Raw genomic sequence first — 18,288 nt, 5'->3', positions numbered from 1 at the left:
TCCGTCAACGTTTGGAGTGTCAAACGGCGCGGAGAGCGCACCCCTCGGGCGGAGCGCAAAGTGCCGATCTTTGAAAATAATTTGAAAAAGAAAGTGGGGCCGCAAACACGATCGATGACGGTTCTATGGCATCTGCCTTTGACATCAGCACCACATCTTTCAGGAGTGAGTTTCCGGTCGCCAACCTGTTTCACAATGTTCTCCGACACGATATCTCGCCTACTTGTTGCGTGACGCCAAATCAGATCAAGCTACAGCAACGAAACCCACGGCCTTGACGGGAGTTTCTCGAAGATTGTCGGCGTCCGCGCTCGCAGTCCCGCAGGCTGAAACAGCGCCACCCACGGCGATCAGCACGGGATTTTCGTAGCCGATCTTCTCCATGCCCTTGGCAAGGTTTTTGAGGCTGCCGTGCCATTCCCGCTGGGTAGCGCGGCTGACGTCGGCCATGATTACGGCAGCGGTGGAAGGCGGCAGGCCGTTGGTGATCAGCCGATCGGCAATGAGCGGTGCTGTCCTGCCTCCCATGTAGAACACGGTTGTCGTATGGGGATCTGCGACGCATGCCCAGTCAACGTCTTCCGGCAGTCCGCCATGCCGAGAGTGGCCAGTGACGAAGCGCACGGACTGGGCGTGTTCCCGGTGGGTGAGCGGCATGCCAAGGCAAGAGGCCATGGCGCTTGCTGCCGTGATGCCGGGAATAACGTCGACGGGGATGTTCTCGCGACGAAGATGAGCAATCTCTTCGCCGGCACGGCCGAAAATCATCGGGTCGCCTGACTTGAGGCGAACGACTCGCTTGCCGGCCTTGGCGAGGGCCAACATCGTTGCGTTGATGTCCTCCTGCCTGCAGCTTTGGCGGCCACCACGTTTGCCTACCAGCATGCGTTTGGCCTCACGGCGGGCAAGTTCCAGCACCTCCGCAGAAACAAGATCATCGAACAGGATGACATCGGCGGCTTGGAGGGCGCGGACCGCCTTCAGAGTCAACAGTTCGGCGTCGCCCGGGCCGGCGCCCACGAGCGTCACGTGACCGGCAGGGTTAGCATTGCTACGAATTCGGTCTGCCTCCGCGATCAGGCCTGGCACCGCATCTGCGTCGGGCTCCTCGCCCGCGAAGGCGCGATCGACGAAACGTTCCCAGAAGTTTCGTCGTTGAACTGAGGTGAGGGCGTCTGTCACATGGGCGCGGATAGCCTGCGCAAGCTGAGCCCAGGATTTGACCGACCGCGGGAGGAGTGTTTCGATGCGCCGGCGGATAGCTTGGCCGAGGATCGGAGCAGCGCCGTCGGTCGAGATGCCAATCACCACGGGCGAGCGGTTAACGATCGAGCCGAACTTGAACTGACAGAATGCCGGCTTGTCGATGACGTTGACGGGAACACCGGCAGCGACAGCGTGATCGTGAAAGCAGCATGCTTCCTCGTCGGTTTTGCAATCGCCTACCGCCAAAGCAAAGCTCTTGAAGCATGCCGCCTGCCAAAATGCATCGTGGTGGACAAACTGGTCAAGTTGCTTCCGAAAGCCCTCGGAAAGCTCGTCCATGGGGCAGAAGACATGCACCTCCGCGCCCGCTGCTGCCAGAAGTTCGGCCTTCCACGCCGCCCCGTCGCTGCCGCCGGCGATCAGCACGGATTTCCCCTTGAGATCGAAAAATACCGGCAGCGAGGTGAGTGGAGCGATCCGCTCCAGTCTATCATTCCGCGGCTTGACGAAGGCAGCCATCGATAATCCCCTTAATTTCAATGCGGCAAGAGCCACAATTGGTTCCGGCATTGAGCTGTCTGCCGATAGCCTCGACCGTGTGGCAGCCGCCTGCGACGGCGCCTACGATCTGGTTGATGCCGACCGAGAAGCAGGAGCAGACGGTTGCGCCAGGGTCCATCTGATCGGTACCTGGCCGGCCGGCGAGCACCGCAAAGCGCGCGCGCGCAGTCTCCAGTGGTGTGCTGAGTTGCTTGACGGCCCAGTCACGCGATACGGCGACAGGTTCGGGCGCGGCATAAAAGGCGAGCAACAGCCGTTCTCCGTCAAAGAAGCCATGACGTTGCTGTCGCGTCGGGTTGTCGACATAGGCGAGATGCTCGCCACGATCAAAAAGGCCGAACGTATCGCGACACCAGGCTTCGATATCGTCAAGTGCCTTGTCGAAGCCGAATTCCACGCGCCATCCGGCTTCTGTCTTCGCGACCGCCCAATAGGGCGCCTCTAGCCGCTCAGGGCGGAAGGCGACAACTGCAAAACCATGATATGCCATTTCGGCTGGCCGTACCTTGACGCCGATATTCTTGAGCGCGGGCTGGCCGGAGATGGGGTCAGTGTGTGGCGCCAGCAGAGCGGCCACGCGCGCATTTGCAGAATACTCATCGTTCCAGTGCATCGGCACGAAGACGCCGCCGCGTGGCTGCCGCTCTGTGAGCAAGGCTCGTAGCACGACTGAACCGAAGGAATTTTCCACCCGTACCAACCCCGCCTTGTCGATGCCAAGTTCAGCGGCGTCCGCCGGGTTGATTTCGGCGAAAGGTTCGGCGAGATGCGACGAGAGCCGCGCCGCCTTGCCCGTGCGCGTCATCGTGTGCCACTGGTCGCGGATGCGGCCGGTATTGAGAATAAAGGGGGCATCCTTGCTTGTGCGGTCATCGCGCTCAGATTTTACGGAGATGAACCTGGCCTTGCGATCCGGCGTGTAGAACTGGCCATCGGCGAAAAATCGCGTGACGCCTTCGGGAGCACCTTTGCGATGCGGCCATTGGAACGGTGACATAGCCTCGAAGATACCAGGAGAGATATCAGCTTTCGCGCCTATGTCGAAGTCGCGTGTGCCGCCATTTTCGAATCCAGAAAGGGCCGCGTGTTCGGCGAAGATTGTGGCGGGATTGTCGTAGTCAAAGCCGTCGAAGCCCATCCGCTTGGCAACTTCGGCCATATGCCACCAGTCGGGCTTTGCGTCGCCGGGCAGATCCAAGAAATTGCGCTGGCGGGAAATGCGCCGCTCGGAGTTGGTGACGGTTCCGTCCTTTTCGCCCCAGCCGGCGGCTGGCAATAGCACATGGGCGAGTGCGGCGGTGTCGGTGTTCTTTTGAATATCGGAAACGACGACGAAGGGGCAGTTGCTAATTGCTTCGCGCACCCGGTCGGCATCCGGCATCGAAACGACCGGATTCGTCGCCATAATCCACAGGGCTTTGATGCGCCCGTCCGCCACGGCTTCGAACATTTCGACGGCCTTGAGACCGGGCCTTGCAGCCATGGTTGGCGAATTCCAGAAGCGTTGCACACGATCGCGCGCGGCTTCGTCCTCAATATTCATATGCGCTGCCAGCATGTTGGCAAGACCACCCACCTCGCGGCCACCCATCGCATTCGGCTGGCCGGTCAGCGAGAAGGGTCCCATGCCTGGTTTGCCGATGCGCCCAGTGGCCAAATGGCAATTGATGATCGCGTTAACCTTGTCGGTGCCGATCGAGGACTGGTTGACGCCCTGGCTATAGCAGGTCACCACCTTTTCGGTTGTTTCAAACAGACGATAAAAGGCCCGCAGTTCACCGGCCGCTAAGCCTGTTTCCTCCGAAACATCCAGCATGCTCCTGGTTTGCGCGGCTTCCAGCGCATCGTTAAAGCCGATCGTATGCGCCGATACATAGTCCTGGTCGAAAGCCGACGATCCTGCGAGATGGGCAAGCAACCCATTGAAGAGGGCAACATCCCCGTCGCTTTTGATCATCAAGTGCATGTCCGCAAGATCGGCGCTAACCGAGCGTCGCGGATCGATCGTGACAATTTTCATATCCGGTCGGCTTTGTTTTGCCGCTTGGATCCGTTGGTTGAGCACCGGATGGCACCATGCGAGGTTCGAACCAACGAGTACGATCAGATCGGCGAGTTCGAGATCCTCGTAAGTGCCCGGCACCGTGTCCGAACCGAAGGCGCGTCGATGACCAGCGACGGAGGAGGCCATGCAAAGCCGTGAATTCGTGTCGATATTGGCCGAACCGATAAAGCCTTTCATCAGCTTGTTGGCGACATAATAGTCTTCCGTCAGGCATTGACCTGAGACATAGAATGCGACCGAGTCCGGCCCATGCTCGGCGATGGCTTCACAAAATTTCGAGGCTACGAGATCGAGCGCGTCGTTCCAGTTTGCACGTTGACCGTCGATTTCCGGGTAGAGGACACGGCCGTCGAGATCGATCGTTTCGGCCAGCGCCGAGCCCTTGGAACAGAGCCGGCCGAAATTGGCCGGGTGCCCCGGATCCCCTTTAACGGAAGCCTTTCCGTAATCGTCGACCGTCGCAATAACGCCACATCCGACACCGCAGTAGGGACACGTAGTCTTCGTTTCAGTGGGCACGCTTGGTCTCCCCGATGCTTAGTCGCCGATGGTTTACACCCTCCTCTGACATCTCCCCCTCAAGGGGAAGGATCAGGAGCTCGCCGTGCCACTGGTCTCCACCCACTGAACAAGAGCGATACATGCTTTTCTTGTTCAAACGGGCAGCAGCAAACTCAAACCGATCTTCCGTCTTGAGGGGAAGATGTCTGGAACGAACAGAGGAGGGTACCACCGCGCACACGGACATGATCTATTCCGCCGCCATCATCATGCTGTCGAGAGCGATCGACAGCATGCCGTTCTCATTGCGCACAGGAATGGTCCTGACCGAGCCCTTGTCCGCGCCGAGAGCTTGCCCGGTTTCGAGCGAGATGACCCAGTTGTGCAGGGGGCAGGTGACGGCAGCGCCGTGGACGATGCCCTGGGAGAGCGGGCCGCCTTTGTGCGGGCAATGATCCTCGATGGCGAAGACCTCGTTTTCGGCCGTGCGAAACACGGCGATCTTGCCCTGCGGGGTTTTCACGCAGCGTGCGCCGCGCAGCGGGATGTCAGAGATGTCGCCGATCGGATGCCAGGTGTCTTTTGGCCAGTTCATGTCCATCTCCTTACTCCGCAGCCTGATGGAAGCCGACCGTCGCCATCGGCCGGAATTCGTGCTTGTCCTTGCCGGAAACACGCTCCGACCAGGGATCGACCTGCGCGAATTTCTGGCTGAAGACGAAGCGCTCGTAATAGGCCCTACGCTTGTCGGCATCCGTCATGATCTGGCGGCGGATCTCGTCGAGGCCGATGCGCTTGGCCCATTTGTAGATGCGCTCGAGATAGCGGCCCTGCTCGCGGTACATCTGCGTCAGCGCGACGATATGCTCCAGCGCCTCGTCCTCGGTCTTGACGAGGCCGAGCACTTCCGTACCCTTGATGTCGAGGCCGGCGGCACCGGCGAAGTGGATCTCGAAGCCACTATCCACACAGATGACGCCGATGTCCTTGCAGGTGGCCTCGGCGCAGTTTCTCGGACAGCCGGACACCGCCATCTTGAGCTTTGCCGGCGTCCACGAGCCCCACATGAATCTCTCGATGCGAATGCCGAGCCCGGTGGAATCCTGCGTGCCGAAGCGGCACCAGTCGGAGCCGACGCAGGTCTTCACCGTGCGCAGGCCCTTGGCATAGGCCTGGCCGGAGATGAACCCGGCCTTGCCGAGATCGGCCCAGACGGCGGGCAGGTCCTCCTTCTGGATGCCGAGCAGATCGATGCGCTGGCCGCCGGTCACCTTCACCATCGGGATCTCGAACTTGTCGACGACATCGGCGATGGCGCGCAGTTCACCGGAATTGGTAACGCCGCCCCACATGCGCGGCACGACCGAATAGGTGCCATCCTTCTGGATATTGGCGTGGACGCGCTCATTGATGAAGCGGGACTGGTAGTCGTCGGCATATTCGTCCGGCCAGTCGCAGACCAGGTAATAGTTGAGTGCCGGCCGGCATTTGGCGCATCCGCAGGAGGTTTTCCATTCCAGCTCCTGCATGACGGCGAGGATGGTCTTCAAACCCTTGGCCTTGATCAGTCGGCGCACGTCGTCATGGCCAAGCTCCGTGCAGTTGCACATCGGCTGTACCGCCTTCGGATTATAGGCATCGCCAAGCGTGATCGACATCAGTTGCTCGACAAGGCCGGTGCAGGAGCCGCACGAGGCGGACGCCTTGGTGTGGGCGCGCACATCGTCGAGCGAGGCCAGGCCCTTGGCGGTGATGGTCGAGGTGATCTTGCCCTTGCAGACGCCGTTGCAGCCGCAGATTTCCGCGTCATCCGGCAAGGCTGCAACGGCCACCATAGGGTCCAGCGGCGACCCTCCCTGATAGGCCTGACCGAAGATCAGCGTCTCGCGCATCTCGGAGATGTCGGTCGCCTTCTTCTTCAGGTCGTTGAACCAAGCACCGTCGGCCGTCTCGCCATAGAGCACGGTGCCGATGATGCGGTTGTCCTTCAGCACCAGCCGCTTGTAGACGCCGCCGGCCGCATCGCGCAGCACGATCTCCTCGCGATCGTCGCCATCGGCGAAGTCGCCGAGCGAGAAGAGGTTGATGCCGGTGACTTTGAGCTTCGTTGGCGTGTCCGAATGCACGAAGGCGGCGGAGCGGTCGCCCGACAGATGCGATGCGGCGACACGCGCCATTTCATAGAGCGGCGCCACCAGGCCATAGACCTGGCCGCCGACTTCGGCGCATTCGCCAAGCGCCATGATGCTGCCATCCGAGGTCTGCATGCCGTCATCGACGACGATGCCGCGGTTGACGGCGATACCGGCGTCCTTGGCAAGACCGATATTGGGCCGAATGCCGACGGCCATCACCACCAGCGTCGCGGGAATGATGCGGCCGTCATCAAGCTCGATGCCCTCGACCTTGCCGTTGCCGATGATCGCCTTGGTATTGGCCTTGGTGATGACCTTGATGCCGCGCTCTTCGACGGCCTTCTGCAGCAGATAGCCGGCGGCGGGATCGAGCTGGCGCTCCATCAGCGTTGCCATAACATGCAGAACGGTGACATCCATGCCGCGCGAGGCAAGACCGGCAGCCGCTTCGAGACCAAGCAGGCCGCCGCCGATGACGATCGCCTTCTCGCGCGACTGGGCGGCAAGCAGCATCGCCTGCACGTCATCGAGGTCGCGATAGGTGATGACGCCGGGCAGATCCTTGCCCGGCACGGGAATGATGAAGGGCACGGAGCCGGTGGCGATGACAAGCTTGTCGTAGCTCTCGACGACGCCGTGATCCGAGGTGACGGTCTTGGCCACCCGGTCGATGGCGACGATCTTGTGGCCTTTGTAAAGGGTGATGTTGTTCTTGATGTACCAGCCGTCGCCGTGGATGATGATCTGCTCGTAGTCCTTCTCCCCGGACAGGACCGGCGACAGCATGATACGGTCGTAATTGACGCGCGGCTCGGCGTTGAAGATCGTGACGCTGTAGCGACCGGGTGCCTGTTCGAGGAGGTGCTCCAGCATGCGGCCCGGCGCCATGCCATTGCCGACGATGACAAGTTTCTGGGTCATAGTTCCAAGTCCTTGAGATTAGGTGGCGGCTACAACGGGGGCAGAGGACCCACGGCGCTCGAGTTGCCTTACGGAGAGATGCATCCAGACGAGCGAAATCGCCACAATCGCGAAAAGCAGCAGGAAACAACTGGACCAAAGGCCGGTGATGTCCTTGAGCAGGCCAAAGACGATCGGCAGGATAAATCCGCCAAGGCCTCCCATCATGCCGACAATGCCGCCGACCGCGCCGATGCTCTCAGGGTAGTAGGCGGGGATGTGCTTGAATACGGCCGCCTTGCCGAGGCTCATGAAGAAGCCGAGGACGAAGATGACGACGATGAAGACGGCCGGGGTAATTCCAAATGCCGAGCTCGTTGGTGTGACAGCGGGCAGGGAAAGGACTAGGATAGCGACGGCCGACACCGCAAGCATTGCATACATCACGCTGCGTGCCCCCTTCTTGTCGGAGAGTACGCCGCCGAAGGCGCGAAAGACGCTGCCAGGAATGGAATAGGCAGCCGCAACCATGCCGGCAACCTCAAGATTGAAGCCATAGGCGCCGACCAGATAGCGCGGCAGCCAAAGCGAGAGGGCGACAAAACCTCCAAAGGCGAAGAAATAGTAGAGCGAGAAGCGCCATACCTGAACGTTTTTCAGCGGTGCGAATTCCTGAAGCAAGCTCCTGGATGCAACCCCGCGATCGCGACGAGCGCGGAAGGCCGGATCGTCGGTGGTGGTGAACCAGAAAACGATCGCCATGGCCGCGAGTACCAGCGCCCAGATTTCCGCAACCGCCTGCCATCCCCACGCGATCAGCACGAAGGGAGCGGCAAACTTGGTGACCGCCGCTCCGACATTGCCGGCGCCGAAGATGCCGAGTGCCGTTCCCTGCTTCTCTGGTGGAAAGAACGGGGAAACATAGGCGACGCCTACCGCAAAGGAGCCGCCGGCGAGGCCGACGCCCAGGCCGGCAATCAGCATTTGCATGTAAGTGGTTGCATAGGACAGGAGGAAGGTTGCCACCGCAGCTGCCAGCATTGTGAGCGTGTAGACCAGGCGGCCGCCGTAACGCTCTGTCCATATCCCGAGCAGGATACGAACGACCGATCCGGTGAGCACGGGTGTGCCGACCAGCAAGCCGAATTCGGTCTCGCTCAGGCCGAGTTCCTGCTTGATGCGAATGCCTATGATCGCAAAGATCGTCCAGACGGCGAAACAGATCGTGAAGGCGAATGTGGAAATCCACAATGCTTTCGCCGGTTCGCCGGCGGACATGGGCTGTGTTTTCTTAAGAACAGACATGGCTTCTCCCGGGGCTCGACAAGGTCGTGCCAATCCATCATTGAGGGTCAGAAACACAAAAAGCCGCACCTCAGGGCGCGCGTACGAAAGTACACGGAATATCCTGATCGGCGGCTTTGCCTGAGGCGTCCGTCATTGGACGCTAAAATGCGGCCTTTCGGCTTGCTAGTTTAGAAGCAAGGACCGTGCCAATTCGAAATTGGCCCCCAGTTACGGCGTTCCAAGCAAAAAAGCTTCCGCCGGGCAGGCCATGAAGCGATTAAATCAGCAGTGCGCGCTCCCAATATTTGGGCATTGCTCACAAAGTAGGCATGTCGGTCGTGTTTTTTTGAGCCGCGACATATTCATCAATGCGATCAGGATCAAAAAGGGTGCCGTCGAAAAACCCGTCTGGGCCAAGCGTCAGCATGCCACTTGAGCCAACGGGCGTTTCCATACGCAAGGCGCCCTCGACCTTGGAGCTTGCGGCTGGCATCGCGAGACCCAGCGCCTTCAGAGCGTTCCGGTAAATATCCGGTCGATAAGTGTTGCCGGCGATACGCTGGTGAGATGCGGTGTGTTTGACCTGACCCCAGCGAACCATCTGTGTGTAGAACCAAAGCGCGTGGCTCTTCCACGGAAACGTCGCCGCCTTCGCGTTTGGGACGAAAAAGTCCTTTACGGTTTGAGTGTGCTGGCCACCGATTCTAAGCTCGCCCGTCACTGCGGGCCGCAAAAATTCCACAGACTTGTCGATGTATGCAGGTCCGGAAAGCAATATGGCAAGCTCCTCATGGTTGGCAACATCGGCACACCAGAGTGACGCATTGTAAAGCGCCGTGAGCAATGCGGCGAGGGCTTCGGGATGGCTGTCGCCCCAACGGCCATTCACTCCCAGTACCTTTTCGGGGCTGGATTTCCAGATCGCGGCCTTGACCGTCGCGAGATGCGCACCTCGTTTCAAAACGCCGAACGTATTCCACGGTTCACCGGCGCAATAGCCATCGATGAAACCAGCCTTCAGTGCATTTCCCATATCCGCAGGAGGCAGGATTACGATCTCAACCTCCCGATCGGGATCGATGCCGCTCGCAGCAAGCCAATATCGAAGTTCGTAGTTATGTCCGGAATAGGGATGCACCACGCCGAAACGGAGCTGATCTCCAGTTCGCTGTGAGATCACCCGCCGCAGCGCCATGCCGCTTGAGCGGGCATCGAGATTGCCAATCGCACCATTCTCGACCATTGCCCGCCACAAGCCACCCGACACCGTGACGGCATTTCCGCCGAGGCCAAGCGCCATGGGCACGATCATTCGCGGCGCCGGCGCCGTGAGTCCAAGGTTACAGGCGATCGGCATCGGCGCGAGGATATGGGCAACCTCAAAGTGCCCGACCGCTAATCTATCCCTGATCGTTGCCCACGAACGCTCGCGCACGAGCGTGAGATCCACCTGCTGCGCTTCGGCAAAGCCCTTCTCTTTGGCAACGACCAGGAGGGCACTGTCCACGAGCGGCAAGAAGCCCGCGGTGATTTCGTACCTACTCGTCTTCATGTGTCCCCTCCCGGATCGAGCAGGCTTGCCGCGGTAACGAGGCTTTGAGCAATCTCGACAATTTTCCTGTTCTGGCCCATCGCCGTTCGCCGCAGGAGTGCATAGGCCTCCATCTCCGAAAGCCCGCGGGCGCGCATCAGCAATCCCTTGGCGCGCTCAATCAGCTTTCGGTTTTCCAGCTCGCCGCGTGCTTCTTCAAGCTCGCGGCTCAGTCGCGAAAACGCATTGAAACGACTAATCGCCATCTTAAGGATGGGACGAACACGTTCCTGCCTTAGACCGTCGACGATATATGCTGAAACCCCAGCGTCCACGGCAGCTTCAATGGAAGCTTCATCGGACTTGTCTACGAACATCGCGATGGGCCGATTTACGGCACGTGATATCTGAAACATGCTTTCCAACACGTCCCGGTTGGGGTTTTCAAGATCGATGACAATCACATCAGGATTGATCTCGGTGATCCGCCTCGCAAGACCCGTCATATCGGCGATGATTGTTACGTTGTCGTACCCTGCGTCCCGCAAACCTTCTTCAATGATGGATGCGCGAATGCGGTTCTCATCAATCACCAGTACATTCAGACTGTTAGGTTTCATGAGATCGACGCCACAGGTTATCGGCATTCATTCAATGTCAGGCGCGCAAATAGTGACGGCCGAAACGAAGAGACTCCGCACATGCGGGAAGTCTGCTTCAAAATCAAGCGCTGTCTTGGGTATTGTTGCACGAATAGTGACATGGCAGATATTGGGGCGGGTGTCTTCGCCCATTGAACCTCGGGCCGCTGCAATCTGGAGTAAAAAATATTACCAGATGTCAAAACTAACCGAAGCAAGCGCGGCGATCGATCTGGTGATCGCATTGGTGGAACGGGATCTTGGCGTCGAAATCGCGTGATCTGTCGTACGCAAGCTGGTCGTCTATCATCGACGCCCGGGAGGCCAGCCGCAATTTTCGGAACTTCTGGACATCGTTCCCAAGCCGGACCGTATCCAACGGGCGTTGGCCTACGCGCGGTGCAACCTTCAAACGGAACTCTCGGTTATGCAGTTCGCGAAGGTAGCGAACCTCAGCCCGCGCCAGTTCAACCGAGCATCCCAGATGGAGACAGGTCAGCCGCCAGCGGGGGTGGCCGAGCGCTTGCGCGTGGGAAGCCGCCCGGCGAGGCTTAGCTGGCTGTTACCCTCCTGTTCGGGGTAGCGAACTCTAGTTGTGACTCCTCCTCCGACTGAATCGTGGGCTAGCGGAGGCTGAAGGCGGAGGATCCTGGCACATTAGAGCGTCGGCGCTTATCATGCACCGCATTTTCGGGATGAAACCCCTGGTCAGTGATGCTACGTGGAACAGGCGGCAAAAAGATTCTGTTCGTTATGATTGAGATCCGAAGAAACGGCTTTTTGTCGAACGGAAGCCGAGCCTTTCGGACATCTCATGCGCGGCTTTCAGAAGACTGTCTAGATAGGAGGCACGGTTGCGCAGGCCGTCCTCACGTGGGGCAACCAGGCAGAGAGTGGCGATGCACGAGCCCTCGGCCTGATAAATTGGGACAGCGAAGCAATGAGTGAAATTCTCCACCTCGCTGTTGAAGGTGAAATATCCGTCGTCGGAGGCCTGCCGCACCTGAGCGATGAAATCCGCCGGTTCCAGCTGTCTACCATCCGGCAAGACGAAATCCTCCGGCGGAATGAAATCAAGAATTTCTCGATCCGAAAGATGCGCGACAAGCAGACGTCCGGAGGCTGTCCAGGGAATGGCGACGAGTTCGCCGACATTCGAGGAGATGCGGAACGGACGGATGCCCTCGCGCATCATGGCGACCGTGTATTTATTGCCTTCCAGCAGGCACATCTGCGCGGTTTCGCGGGTCTCCTCTGCCAGAGCGTTCAGCACGCGATCGCATTCGCGCATTAAATCGAATTGTTCGGCATAGGCAGTTCCAAGGAAATAAAGGCGACGGCCGAGAAACACCCGGCCATCGTCCCCTTGATAGTCAAGCATGCCGTGGCCGAGCAAAAGATTGACGAGTTCATAGATAGACGAGCGCGGGGCGCCGATTTCCGTGGCGATCTCGTTCGGACGCATTGGCTGACGCTTCATCCGCAGAAATTCAAGGATTTCAAAAGCTCGATCTAGCCCACGCATGCGTCGCGATACGGTATCGTTCGGTGTGTCGGCCATGCTCTTCTCCGAATATTCTCAACCGGTCGCAACCGGCGCAATGGGATGCAGTGCGGCGGTGGGTTCTTGCCGATTATTCGGCATTGATGCCCGATGGCCCTCAAGGAGAGGCTGCGATAGCATTCGCCTGTGTGCTAACGCAACGCTTGTCCCGCGCCACCTTATCTCTCTCAGTTGAAACTTGAGGTCTTGAGGAATTCGGCAAGCCGATCTGTTTTCGGACGCACAAACATGTCCTTCGGGTCTCCTTCCTCACAAATGACGCCTTGATTCATGAATATGACACGCGATGAAACCTCGTAGGCGAAGCGCATTTCATGCGTCACGAGCAGCATCGTCATGCCGTCGGCGGCGAGCCCCTTGATGACTTGAAGAACCTCGCCCACCAGTTCGGGATCGAGGGCTGACGTCACTTCATCGAACAACATCAGCCGCGGCGCCATGGCGATTGCACGGGCGATGGCGACGCGCTGCTGTTGGCCACCGGAGAGCTGGCCGGGATAATGGTTGGTGCGGGTTGCAAGGCCAACGCGGTCGAGCCATGTGTCGGCGACGGCGCGAGCTTCCGGCTTCGACATCTTCTTCACCTTGACGAGGCCCAGCATCACGTTTTCGGCTGCGGTCATATGCGGAAAAAGATTGAACTGCTGGAAGGCCATACCCGTCAGCGCGCGTTGACGCGCGATTTCCTTCTCGCTCTTGCGGCGGCGGGTGCTACCGTCGACGTGATAGCCGATCTCCTCGCCATCGAGGCTGATCTTACCCCCCTCAAATTCCTCCAGCATGTTGACGCAGCGTAGCATCGTCGTCTTGCCGGAGCCGGACGAGCCGATAATGGAAATGACCTCGCCCTCCTGTACGCTACAGTCGACGCCCTTGAGGACCTCATTCTGGCCGTAGGTTTTGCGCAGGCCCTGGATGTCTAGAATTGTCTTGGCCATCGGTCGGATCTCCTCAGGACGGCAGTGCGGTCTTGCGCTCGACATATTTGCCGAAACGCTCAATACCGAAGTTGACGATGAAATAGAGAGCGCCAGCGAGAAAATAGAACTGGAGGCTCATGAAATTGCGGGAGATGATCTCCTGTGTGCGCAGGAGCAGCTCGGCAACGCCGATGACGGATAGCAGCGTCGAGGCCTTTACCATCTCGGCGGCTGTATTCACCCAGGCCGGCAGGCACTGGCGCATTGCCTGCGGCCATAAAACCGAGGTGAAAGTCTGGCTGAAAGTAAGGCCGATTGCCTTGGCGGCCTCCGTCTGACCTTTCGGGATGGCCTGAAGCGCGCCGCGCACGATTTCACCGACATGCGACGAGCAAAAGATTGCAAGGGCAAGGACACCAGCAGAAAACGGTCCCAGATTGAGACCTACCGCGGAAGAGACGTAATAGCTTGCCAACACGAGCACGAGCACGGGCGTGCCGCGGATGATATCCGTATAGGCCCGGACGGTAAGGCGTAAAACGGTACCGCCGTAGACGAGCGCCAGACCGACGAAAACACCGAGCAAGGAACCGGCGAGAATGGCCAGCAAAGAGATCGACACCGTCACGCCAACGCCGTTCATGATAACGTAGCGGGCGATCCAGATTTGTTCGAAAAATGTGTGGGACATCCGGTCTTACCTGGGCAGAGCCAGCCGGCGCTCGACGAAGCGCATCAGGGCAGCGATGAGGAAACAGGTTGCGACATAGAGAGCTGACGTGACCAGCCAGGTCTCTATGACGCGGAAACTCTCGACATTGATCTTGCGGGCCGCGAAGGTGAGTTCCGGCACGGCGATGGCGGCGGCGAGAGACGTGTCCTTGAAGAGCGAGATGATCGTCGAGGACAATGACGGCAGCACGTTGCGCAACATCAACGGGGCGATGATGGAGCTGCGGATCTGCATCGATGTCAGGCCGATGGAGAGACCGGCTTCGGTCAGGCCCCTCGGAATTGACAGCAGTCCGGCGCGGAATACTTCCGCCAGATAAGCTCCGGAATACAGCGCAAGCACCAGAACGAAACTCTGCAGCTTGTCGAGGCGGAAGCCCATCTGCGGCAGCGCGAAGTAGGCGAAAAGCACCAGGACGAGGATCGGCAGGTTGCGGACCACCGTGACATAGACCTGCGCCGGCACGACTGCGATACGTTTTTTTGACGTCAGCGCGAAGGCCAAGACGAGACCGATCGCAGAGCCGATCAGGATCGAGACTACGGCGAGGCCGAGGCTGAGCGCCAGACCGCTCAAGAGAAAGTCGAAGTTGCGCCAGACGGCTGCGAAATTCAGCGTGTAACCCATGGCGGGCCGTCCCTTTTCAGGCTGGCGGAGCGGGGAGGTTCCCGCTCCGCTCTGCTGTTACTTGAACTCGACCGGGAAGCCGATCTGCGGAGGGGTAAGATCCTTGCCGAACCAGGTCTTGTAGGACTTGGCGTAGCTATCGAATTCGACGCCCGTCATAGCTTCGTGCAGCGCGGTGTTGACGAAGTTCAGCCAGTCCTGATCGCCCCGCTTGACCGCGCAGGCATAGGTCTGCGGGTTCCAACCGAAGCCGGCATCCTTATAGCGGCCGGGATTCTGCGTCATGTACCAGGCGAGCGACGACTGATCGGTGGCCACCGCATCGGCACGTCCCGATTCCAGCGCTTGATAAATGAGATCGACGGATTCGTACTGATCGACCTTAGCGTCGGGTAGGGCCGCATGGACCATGGACTCTGCATAGACGTTCTGGAGAACCGAAATGGTGATCGAAGAGCCGGCCGCCTTCAACGCGGCATAGTCGCCATATTTGCCGTCAGCCTTGAGCATCAGCCCAACGCCTTCACGATAATAGGGAATAGTGAACGCAACCTGCTGCGCGCGTTCACCAGTAACGGTCATGAACTGGCAGGTAATGTCGACCTTGCCCGTCGTGATGTTCGGGATACGGGCGTCGGACGACTGGTTTACATATTCGATTTTATCGGGATCGCCGAAGAGTGCCTTGGCGATGATGTGGCCCATATCGACGTCGAAGCCCTGAAGCTTGTCGTCCGCGCTCTTGAAGTGCCATGGCGCGTTGGTGCTGCCGGTGCCGAGGACAAGGTGCCCGCGAGCGAGCACTTCGTCGAGTTTGCTGCCGTCGGCGAAGGCAGGCGTGGATGAGAGGAGGGTTGCGGCGACCAGCGACATCACGCCGGCGCGGAAGGAAATAGTCATAGCGTTCCCCTTGGTTAAGCGCTTTTGGATATCCAATATACCGGACATGTGTCTGTTCTCTTGGATGGGCATATCAAGGAGCACGGCTGATGACTTGTCAAGAGTGGCTGATGTTGCCGATCGTTAAGGATGTGAATGTGAGGACGAGTTGGCATCCGTCTTTCCGATGACCTGCTTCGGATCGCGGGCGTCAACGCTTGATCAGGAAGTCCAGAGCTTCGAGGATGTCATGCTTCCGAACCTGACGGCGACGGAGACGAACCCCGCCGTCCGGCAAGCTCGGGCGGTCTCGGATCAGTGTATTTTCAGCAATGCAAGTGTGAGGCCGGATGATGATCAATCTGTCCGTCGTGATTTGACCCGTCTTTCCGCTTGGCACCGACCCTGCTAGGCGGAGACAGGCCTATGAAATGCTTCACTATTCTGAACCAATTGCGGGATCAAAGGTTTGCTCGTTCGGAAAAGCTTAAGGTGATGTTACCGTTAAGCGTGCGGCGGCAGGGGAACACCGGCGAGTTTTGTCTTGATCCAGTCCGAAACGCGATAATAACGCAGGGTGAGCTTAGGCCCATAGTTCATGTAGAAGGGCGCTGACGTCAGCGGCTCCAGCTTGAGCGAAAGATCCTTCTCGGGCACGCCCCTAGCCCATTCCGCCAGAATGCCGCCAAGCATGCTGCCTGTCGGCACACCGCGGCCGGAAAGACCGGTCAGCGCGACAACGCCGGTTGCCAGGTCATAGAGGCGCGGGACCGTGCGATATTGCATGTCCAGCTCGCCGAACCAGAAGTATTCCCAGCGGATCTCCTGTTTGATCTGCGGATGCAGCCACTTCAACCTATCGCTCATGACTTGCCGCGTGTATTCCATGTCGCGGCCACGTCGACCCATTGGAAACATGGAGGCGACGATTCGTCCTTCGGCATTGTATTTGTAAACATAGATATCGCCGCGGCCATCGTAGATGGTGGTGTTTCGCGGCAGGATCGATTGGCGCTCGTCATCGGAAAGCGGTTGGGTAGCGGCGACGAAGACTTTCTGGATTTTGAATGTCTGGTCAAGTTTCGGCCAGCCGCCCACAGTGTAGGCGCCGGTCGCGAAGATCACCTTGTCAGCGATGACCTTGCCCTTGGCCGTACTGATCGCCCATCCGTCGGCCTGGCGCTCGCATCCGGTCACCGGCGAGTTGGTGTGGATGATGCCGCCTTCCTGGATCACCGCCCGCGCGAGACCCCGGGAATAGCCGAGCGGGTTCAGATGCCCCGCCTCCTCATGCAGCCAGCCGCCATGAAAGCGCGGACTGCCGGTGATAGCCATCACTTCGTCCTTGTCGAGCGCCCGGGTCCTGGCGCCGACGGCATTGTAGGTCCGCACCTTCTCCTGGATCGTCTTCATCGCGCTAGGGTAGGGAGCGCCCATGACATAGCCGTTCTGCTGCCATTCGCATTGGATCTGATAGCGCCGGATCATGCTGGAAACGCGGTCATTCGCGCGGGTCTGCCGGGCGATCAGCCGCTCGGCCCAGGGCTCGTCCAGCATCGCGCGCAATTCGGGCAGGCTGTAGTGCGTGAAGGTCGGCGTGCAATGCCCGGCATTGCGGCCGGAGCCGCCGAAACCGATTTCTTCCTTTTCGAGAAGCCCGACGCTGATGCCGCCGCTGGCAAGCTCCAGCGCCGTCGTCAGTCCGGTATAGCCACCGCCGACGATGCAGACGTCTGCCTTGGTTGTGCCTTCCAACTCCGTGGTTTCGGGAGCCGGCGGTGCCGTCGCGTACCACAATGTCGTCTTGAACGGCGAAAACTTGGCCATGGCGGTTTTCCTCAGTTCAGGTCGCTGCGGGCGTCGAGCGCGTCGCGCAAGCCGTCGCCGATAAAATTGAAGCTGGTGACGGCAAGGGTGATGGCAACGCCGGGAACGATCGCCAGCCACGGGGCACTGGCTAGATATTGCTGGGCACCGTTCAGCATGTTGCCCCAGCTTGGCAAGGGCGGCTGGATGCCGTAGCCGAGGAAGCTGACATAGGCCTCAAGCAGAATGGCACGTGCCACCGTCAGGGTAGCCGCTACGATGATCGGGCCCATTGCGTTCGGCAGCAACTCGCGAAACATGATCCAGCCGTTGGAAAGGCCGAGCATGCGGGCCGCCAGCACAAAGTCGCGTTCGCGCAACGAGCGCACCTCTGCCTCGACGATGCGCGCGACCTCCATCCAGCTCGTTACAGCTATAATGACGGTGATCATGAAAGGGCTCGGCTTGATGAAGGCGGCGAGTGTCAGCAGCAAGAAGATGCTGGGGAATGACAGGAAGGCGTCGACGAAGCGCATCAGAAGCATGCCGAGGCGGCCGCCATAATAGCCGGCGACGACACCGATCGTGGTGCCGATCAAGGTGCTGAGCACCATGGCGAAGAAGCCCACCAGAAGCGAGATGCGGCCGGCCATGAAAAGGCGCACGGCAACGTCGCGCCCGAGCGGATCGGTCCCGAAAATATGGTAGCCGGCCGTAAAGGGCGGCGCGAAGCGGTGGCGCAAATCGATGAAAAGCTCGTCATAGGGAAGTAGCGACGGCCCGATTAGGCAGGTAAGGATGATGAGCGTGATCATGGCGACACCGAGGAGGGCGAGCCTGTGGCGAGCGAAACGGCGTAGCGTACGGTTCTGCCACCAGCGCGTATGCGCGGATACGGGCGAGGAGAGGCTGGTGGGGGAAGAGGAAGACAT

The 18,288-nt window shown here is 59.4% G+C and carries 14 protein-coding genes and 1 pseudogene; 1 reads left to right on the top strand and 14 read right to left on the bottom strand.

Annotated elements, in window-relative coordinates; genetic code table 11:
- Positions 1-246 precede the first annotated feature (246 nt).
- From cysG to AB8B29_RS26490, 7 genes are all read right to left on the bottom strand, one after another.
- Positions 247-1,725, bottom strand: a complete 1,479-nt coding sequence (gene cysG / locus AB8B29_RS26520; protein ID WP_439006839.1) for a siroheme synthase CysG — start codon at positions 1,723-1,725, stop codon at positions 247-249.
- Positions 1,697-4,351 (bottom strand): nitrate reductase, encoded by a 2,655-nt coding sequence (locus AB8B29_RS26515; protein ID WP_439006838.1) that lies wholly within the window; start codon positions 4,349-4,351, stop codon positions 1,697-1,699. Before AB8B29_RS26515 ends, cysG begins: the two co-directional genes overlap by 29 nt.
- A 232-nt stretch (positions 4,352-4,583) precedes the next feature.
- Positions 4,584-4,928, bottom strand: coding sequence for a nitrite reductase small subunit NirD (nirD, locus tag AB8B29_RS26510; RefSeq protein ID WP_376774291.1), 345 nt, complete (start codon positions 4,926-4,928; stop codon positions 4,584-4,586).
- A gap of 10 nt (positions 4,929-4,938) precedes the next feature.
- Positions 4,939-7,389: a nitrite reductase large subunit NirB gene (nirB, locus tag AB8B29_RS26505; protein WP_439006837.1), complete on the bottom strand. Its 2,451-nt coding sequence runs from the start codon at positions 7,387-7,389 to the stop codon at positions 4,939-4,941.
- Between the two features lie 18 nt (positions 7,390-7,407).
- A complete protein-coding gene (locus AB8B29_RS26500) occupies positions 7,408-8,673 on the bottom strand; it encodes an MFS transporter (RefSeq protein ID WP_439006836.1) in 1,266 nt (421 codons plus the stop codon).
- Positions 8,674-8,971: 298 nt separating this feature from the next.
- A complete protein-coding gene (locus AB8B29_RS26495) occupies positions 8,972-10,207 on the bottom strand; it encodes a CmpA/NrtA family ABC transporter substrate-binding protein (RefSeq protein WP_439006835.1) in 1,236 nt (411 codons plus the stop codon).
- Entirely contained in the window at positions 10,204-10,806 is a 603-nt protein-coding gene (locus AB8B29_RS26490) for an ANTAR domain-containing response regulator (protein ID WP_047555896.1), read from the bottom strand. The genes AB8B29_RS26495 and AB8B29_RS26490 overlap by 4 nt, the downstream gene beginning before the upstream one ends.
- 238 nt (positions 10,807-11,044) lie before the next feature.
- Here AB8B29_RS26490 and AB8B29_RS26485 point away from each other — a divergent pair.
- Positions 11,045-11,359: pseudogene (locus AB8B29_RS26485) on the top strand (GlxA family transcriptional regulator); the annotation flags it as partial.
- Positions 11,360-11,578: 219 nt separating this feature from the next.
- Here AB8B29_RS26485 and AB8B29_RS26480 read toward each other — a convergent pair.
- The 7 genes from AB8B29_RS26480 to AB8B29_RS26450 form a co-directional block, all read right to left on the bottom strand.
- A complete protein-coding gene (locus tag AB8B29_RS26480; protein WP_037191093.1) occupies positions 11,579-12,388 on the bottom strand; it encodes an IclR family transcriptional regulator in 810 nt (269 codons plus the stop codon).
- Positions 12,389-12,558: 170 nt separating this feature from the next.
- Positions 12,559-13,329, bottom strand: a complete 771-nt coding sequence (locus tag AB8B29_RS26475; RefSeq protein WP_047555673.1) for an amino acid ABC transporter ATP-binding protein — start codon at positions 13,327-13,329, stop codon at positions 12,559-12,561.
- A gap of 13 nt (positions 13,330-13,342) precedes the next feature.
- Entirely contained in the window at positions 13,343-14,002 is a 660-nt protein-coding gene (locus tag AB8B29_RS26470) for an amino acid ABC transporter permease (protein ID WP_037191089.1), read from the bottom strand.
- Between the two features lie 6 nt (positions 14,003-14,008).
- A complete protein-coding gene (locus AB8B29_RS26465; protein WP_092575308.1) occupies positions 14,009-14,671 on the bottom strand; it encodes an amino acid ABC transporter permease in 663 nt (220 codons plus the stop codon).
- Between the two features lie 57 nt (positions 14,672-14,728).
- Complete coding sequence (locus AB8B29_RS26460) at positions 14,729-15,571, bottom strand: transporter substrate-binding domain-containing protein (RefSeq protein ID WP_113084755.1); 843 nt, start codon at positions 15,569-15,571, stop codon at positions 14,729-14,731.
- A 483-nt stretch (positions 15,572-16,054) separates the two neighbouring features.
- Positions 16,055-17,377, bottom strand: coding sequence for an NAD(P)/FAD-dependent oxidoreductase (locus AB8B29_RS26455; RefSeq protein WP_439006834.1), 1,323 nt, complete (start codon positions 17,375-17,377; stop codon positions 16,055-16,057).
- An 11-nt stretch (positions 17,378-17,388) separates the two neighbouring features.
- A complete protein-coding gene (locus tag AB8B29_RS26450) occupies positions 17,389-18,288 on the bottom strand; it encodes an ABC transporter permease (protein ID WP_439006833.1) in 900 nt (299 codons plus the stop codon).

The organism is Rhizobium sp. 11_C7_N12_5, assembly GCF_051811145.1.
GTDB classification, from domain to species: Bacteria; Pseudomonadota; Alphaproteobacteria; order Rhizobiales; family Rhizobiaceae; genus Rhizobium; species Rhizobium lusitanum.
The sequence above is the reverse complement of the archived record's forward strand: the minus strand, read 5'-3'. Positions and strand labels throughout refer to the sequence as shown.

Excerpts from the sequence above, each read along its gene's own strand:
- AB8B29_RS26465 (WP_092575308.1), bottom strand. The coding sequence starts at position 14,671 with ATGGGTTACACGCTGAATTTCGCAGCCGTCTGGCGCAACTTCGACTTT.
- AB8B29_RS26475 (WP_047555673.1), bottom strand. The coding sequence starts at position 13,329 with ATGGCCAAGACAATTCTAGACATCCAGGGCCTGCGCAAAACCTACGGC.
- AB8B29_RS26450 (WP_439006833.1), bottom strand. The coding sequence starts at position 18,288 with ATGTCTTCCTCTTCCCCCACCAGCCTCTCCTCGCCCGTATCCGCGCAT.
- nirB (WP_439006837.1), bottom strand. The coding sequence starts at position 7,389 with ATGACCCAGAAACTTGTCATCGTCGGCAATGGCATGGCGCCGGGCCGC.
- AB8B29_RS26455 (WP_439006834.1), bottom strand. The coding sequence starts at position 17,377 with ATGGCCAAGTTTTCGCCGTTCAAGACGACATTGTGGTACGCGACGGCA.
- AB8B29_RS26480 (WP_037191093.1), bottom strand. The coding sequence starts at position 12,388 with ATGGCCGACACACCGAACGATACCGTATCGCGACGCATGCGTGGGCTA.
- AB8B29_RS26490 (WP_047555896.1), bottom strand. The coding sequence starts at position 10,806 with ATGAAACCTAACAGTCTGAATGTACTGGTGATTGATGAGAACCGCATT.
- AB8B29_RS26470 (WP_037191089.1), bottom strand. The coding sequence starts at position 14,002 with ATGTCCCACACATTTTTCGAACAAATCTGGATCGCCCGCTACGTTATC.
- cysG (WP_439006839.1), bottom strand. The coding sequence starts at position 1,725 with ATGGCTGCCTTCGTCAAGCCGCGGAATGATAGACTGGAGCGGATCGCT.
- AB8B29_RS26500 (WP_439006836.1), bottom strand. The coding sequence starts at position 8,673 with ATGTCTGTTCTTAAGAAAACACAGCCCATGTCCGCCGGCGAACCGGCG.
- AB8B29_RS26460 (WP_113084755.1), bottom strand. The coding sequence starts at position 15,571 with ATGACTATTTCCTTCCGCGCCGGCGTGATGTCGCTGGTCGCCGCAACC.
- AB8B29_RS26495 (WP_439006835.1), bottom strand. The coding sequence starts at position 10,207 with ATGAAGACGAGTAGGTACGAAATCACCGCGGGCTTCTTGCCGCTCGTG.
- nirD (WP_376774291.1), bottom strand. The coding sequence starts at position 4,928 with ATGAACTGGCCAAAAGACACCTGGCATCCGATCGGCGACATCTCTGAC.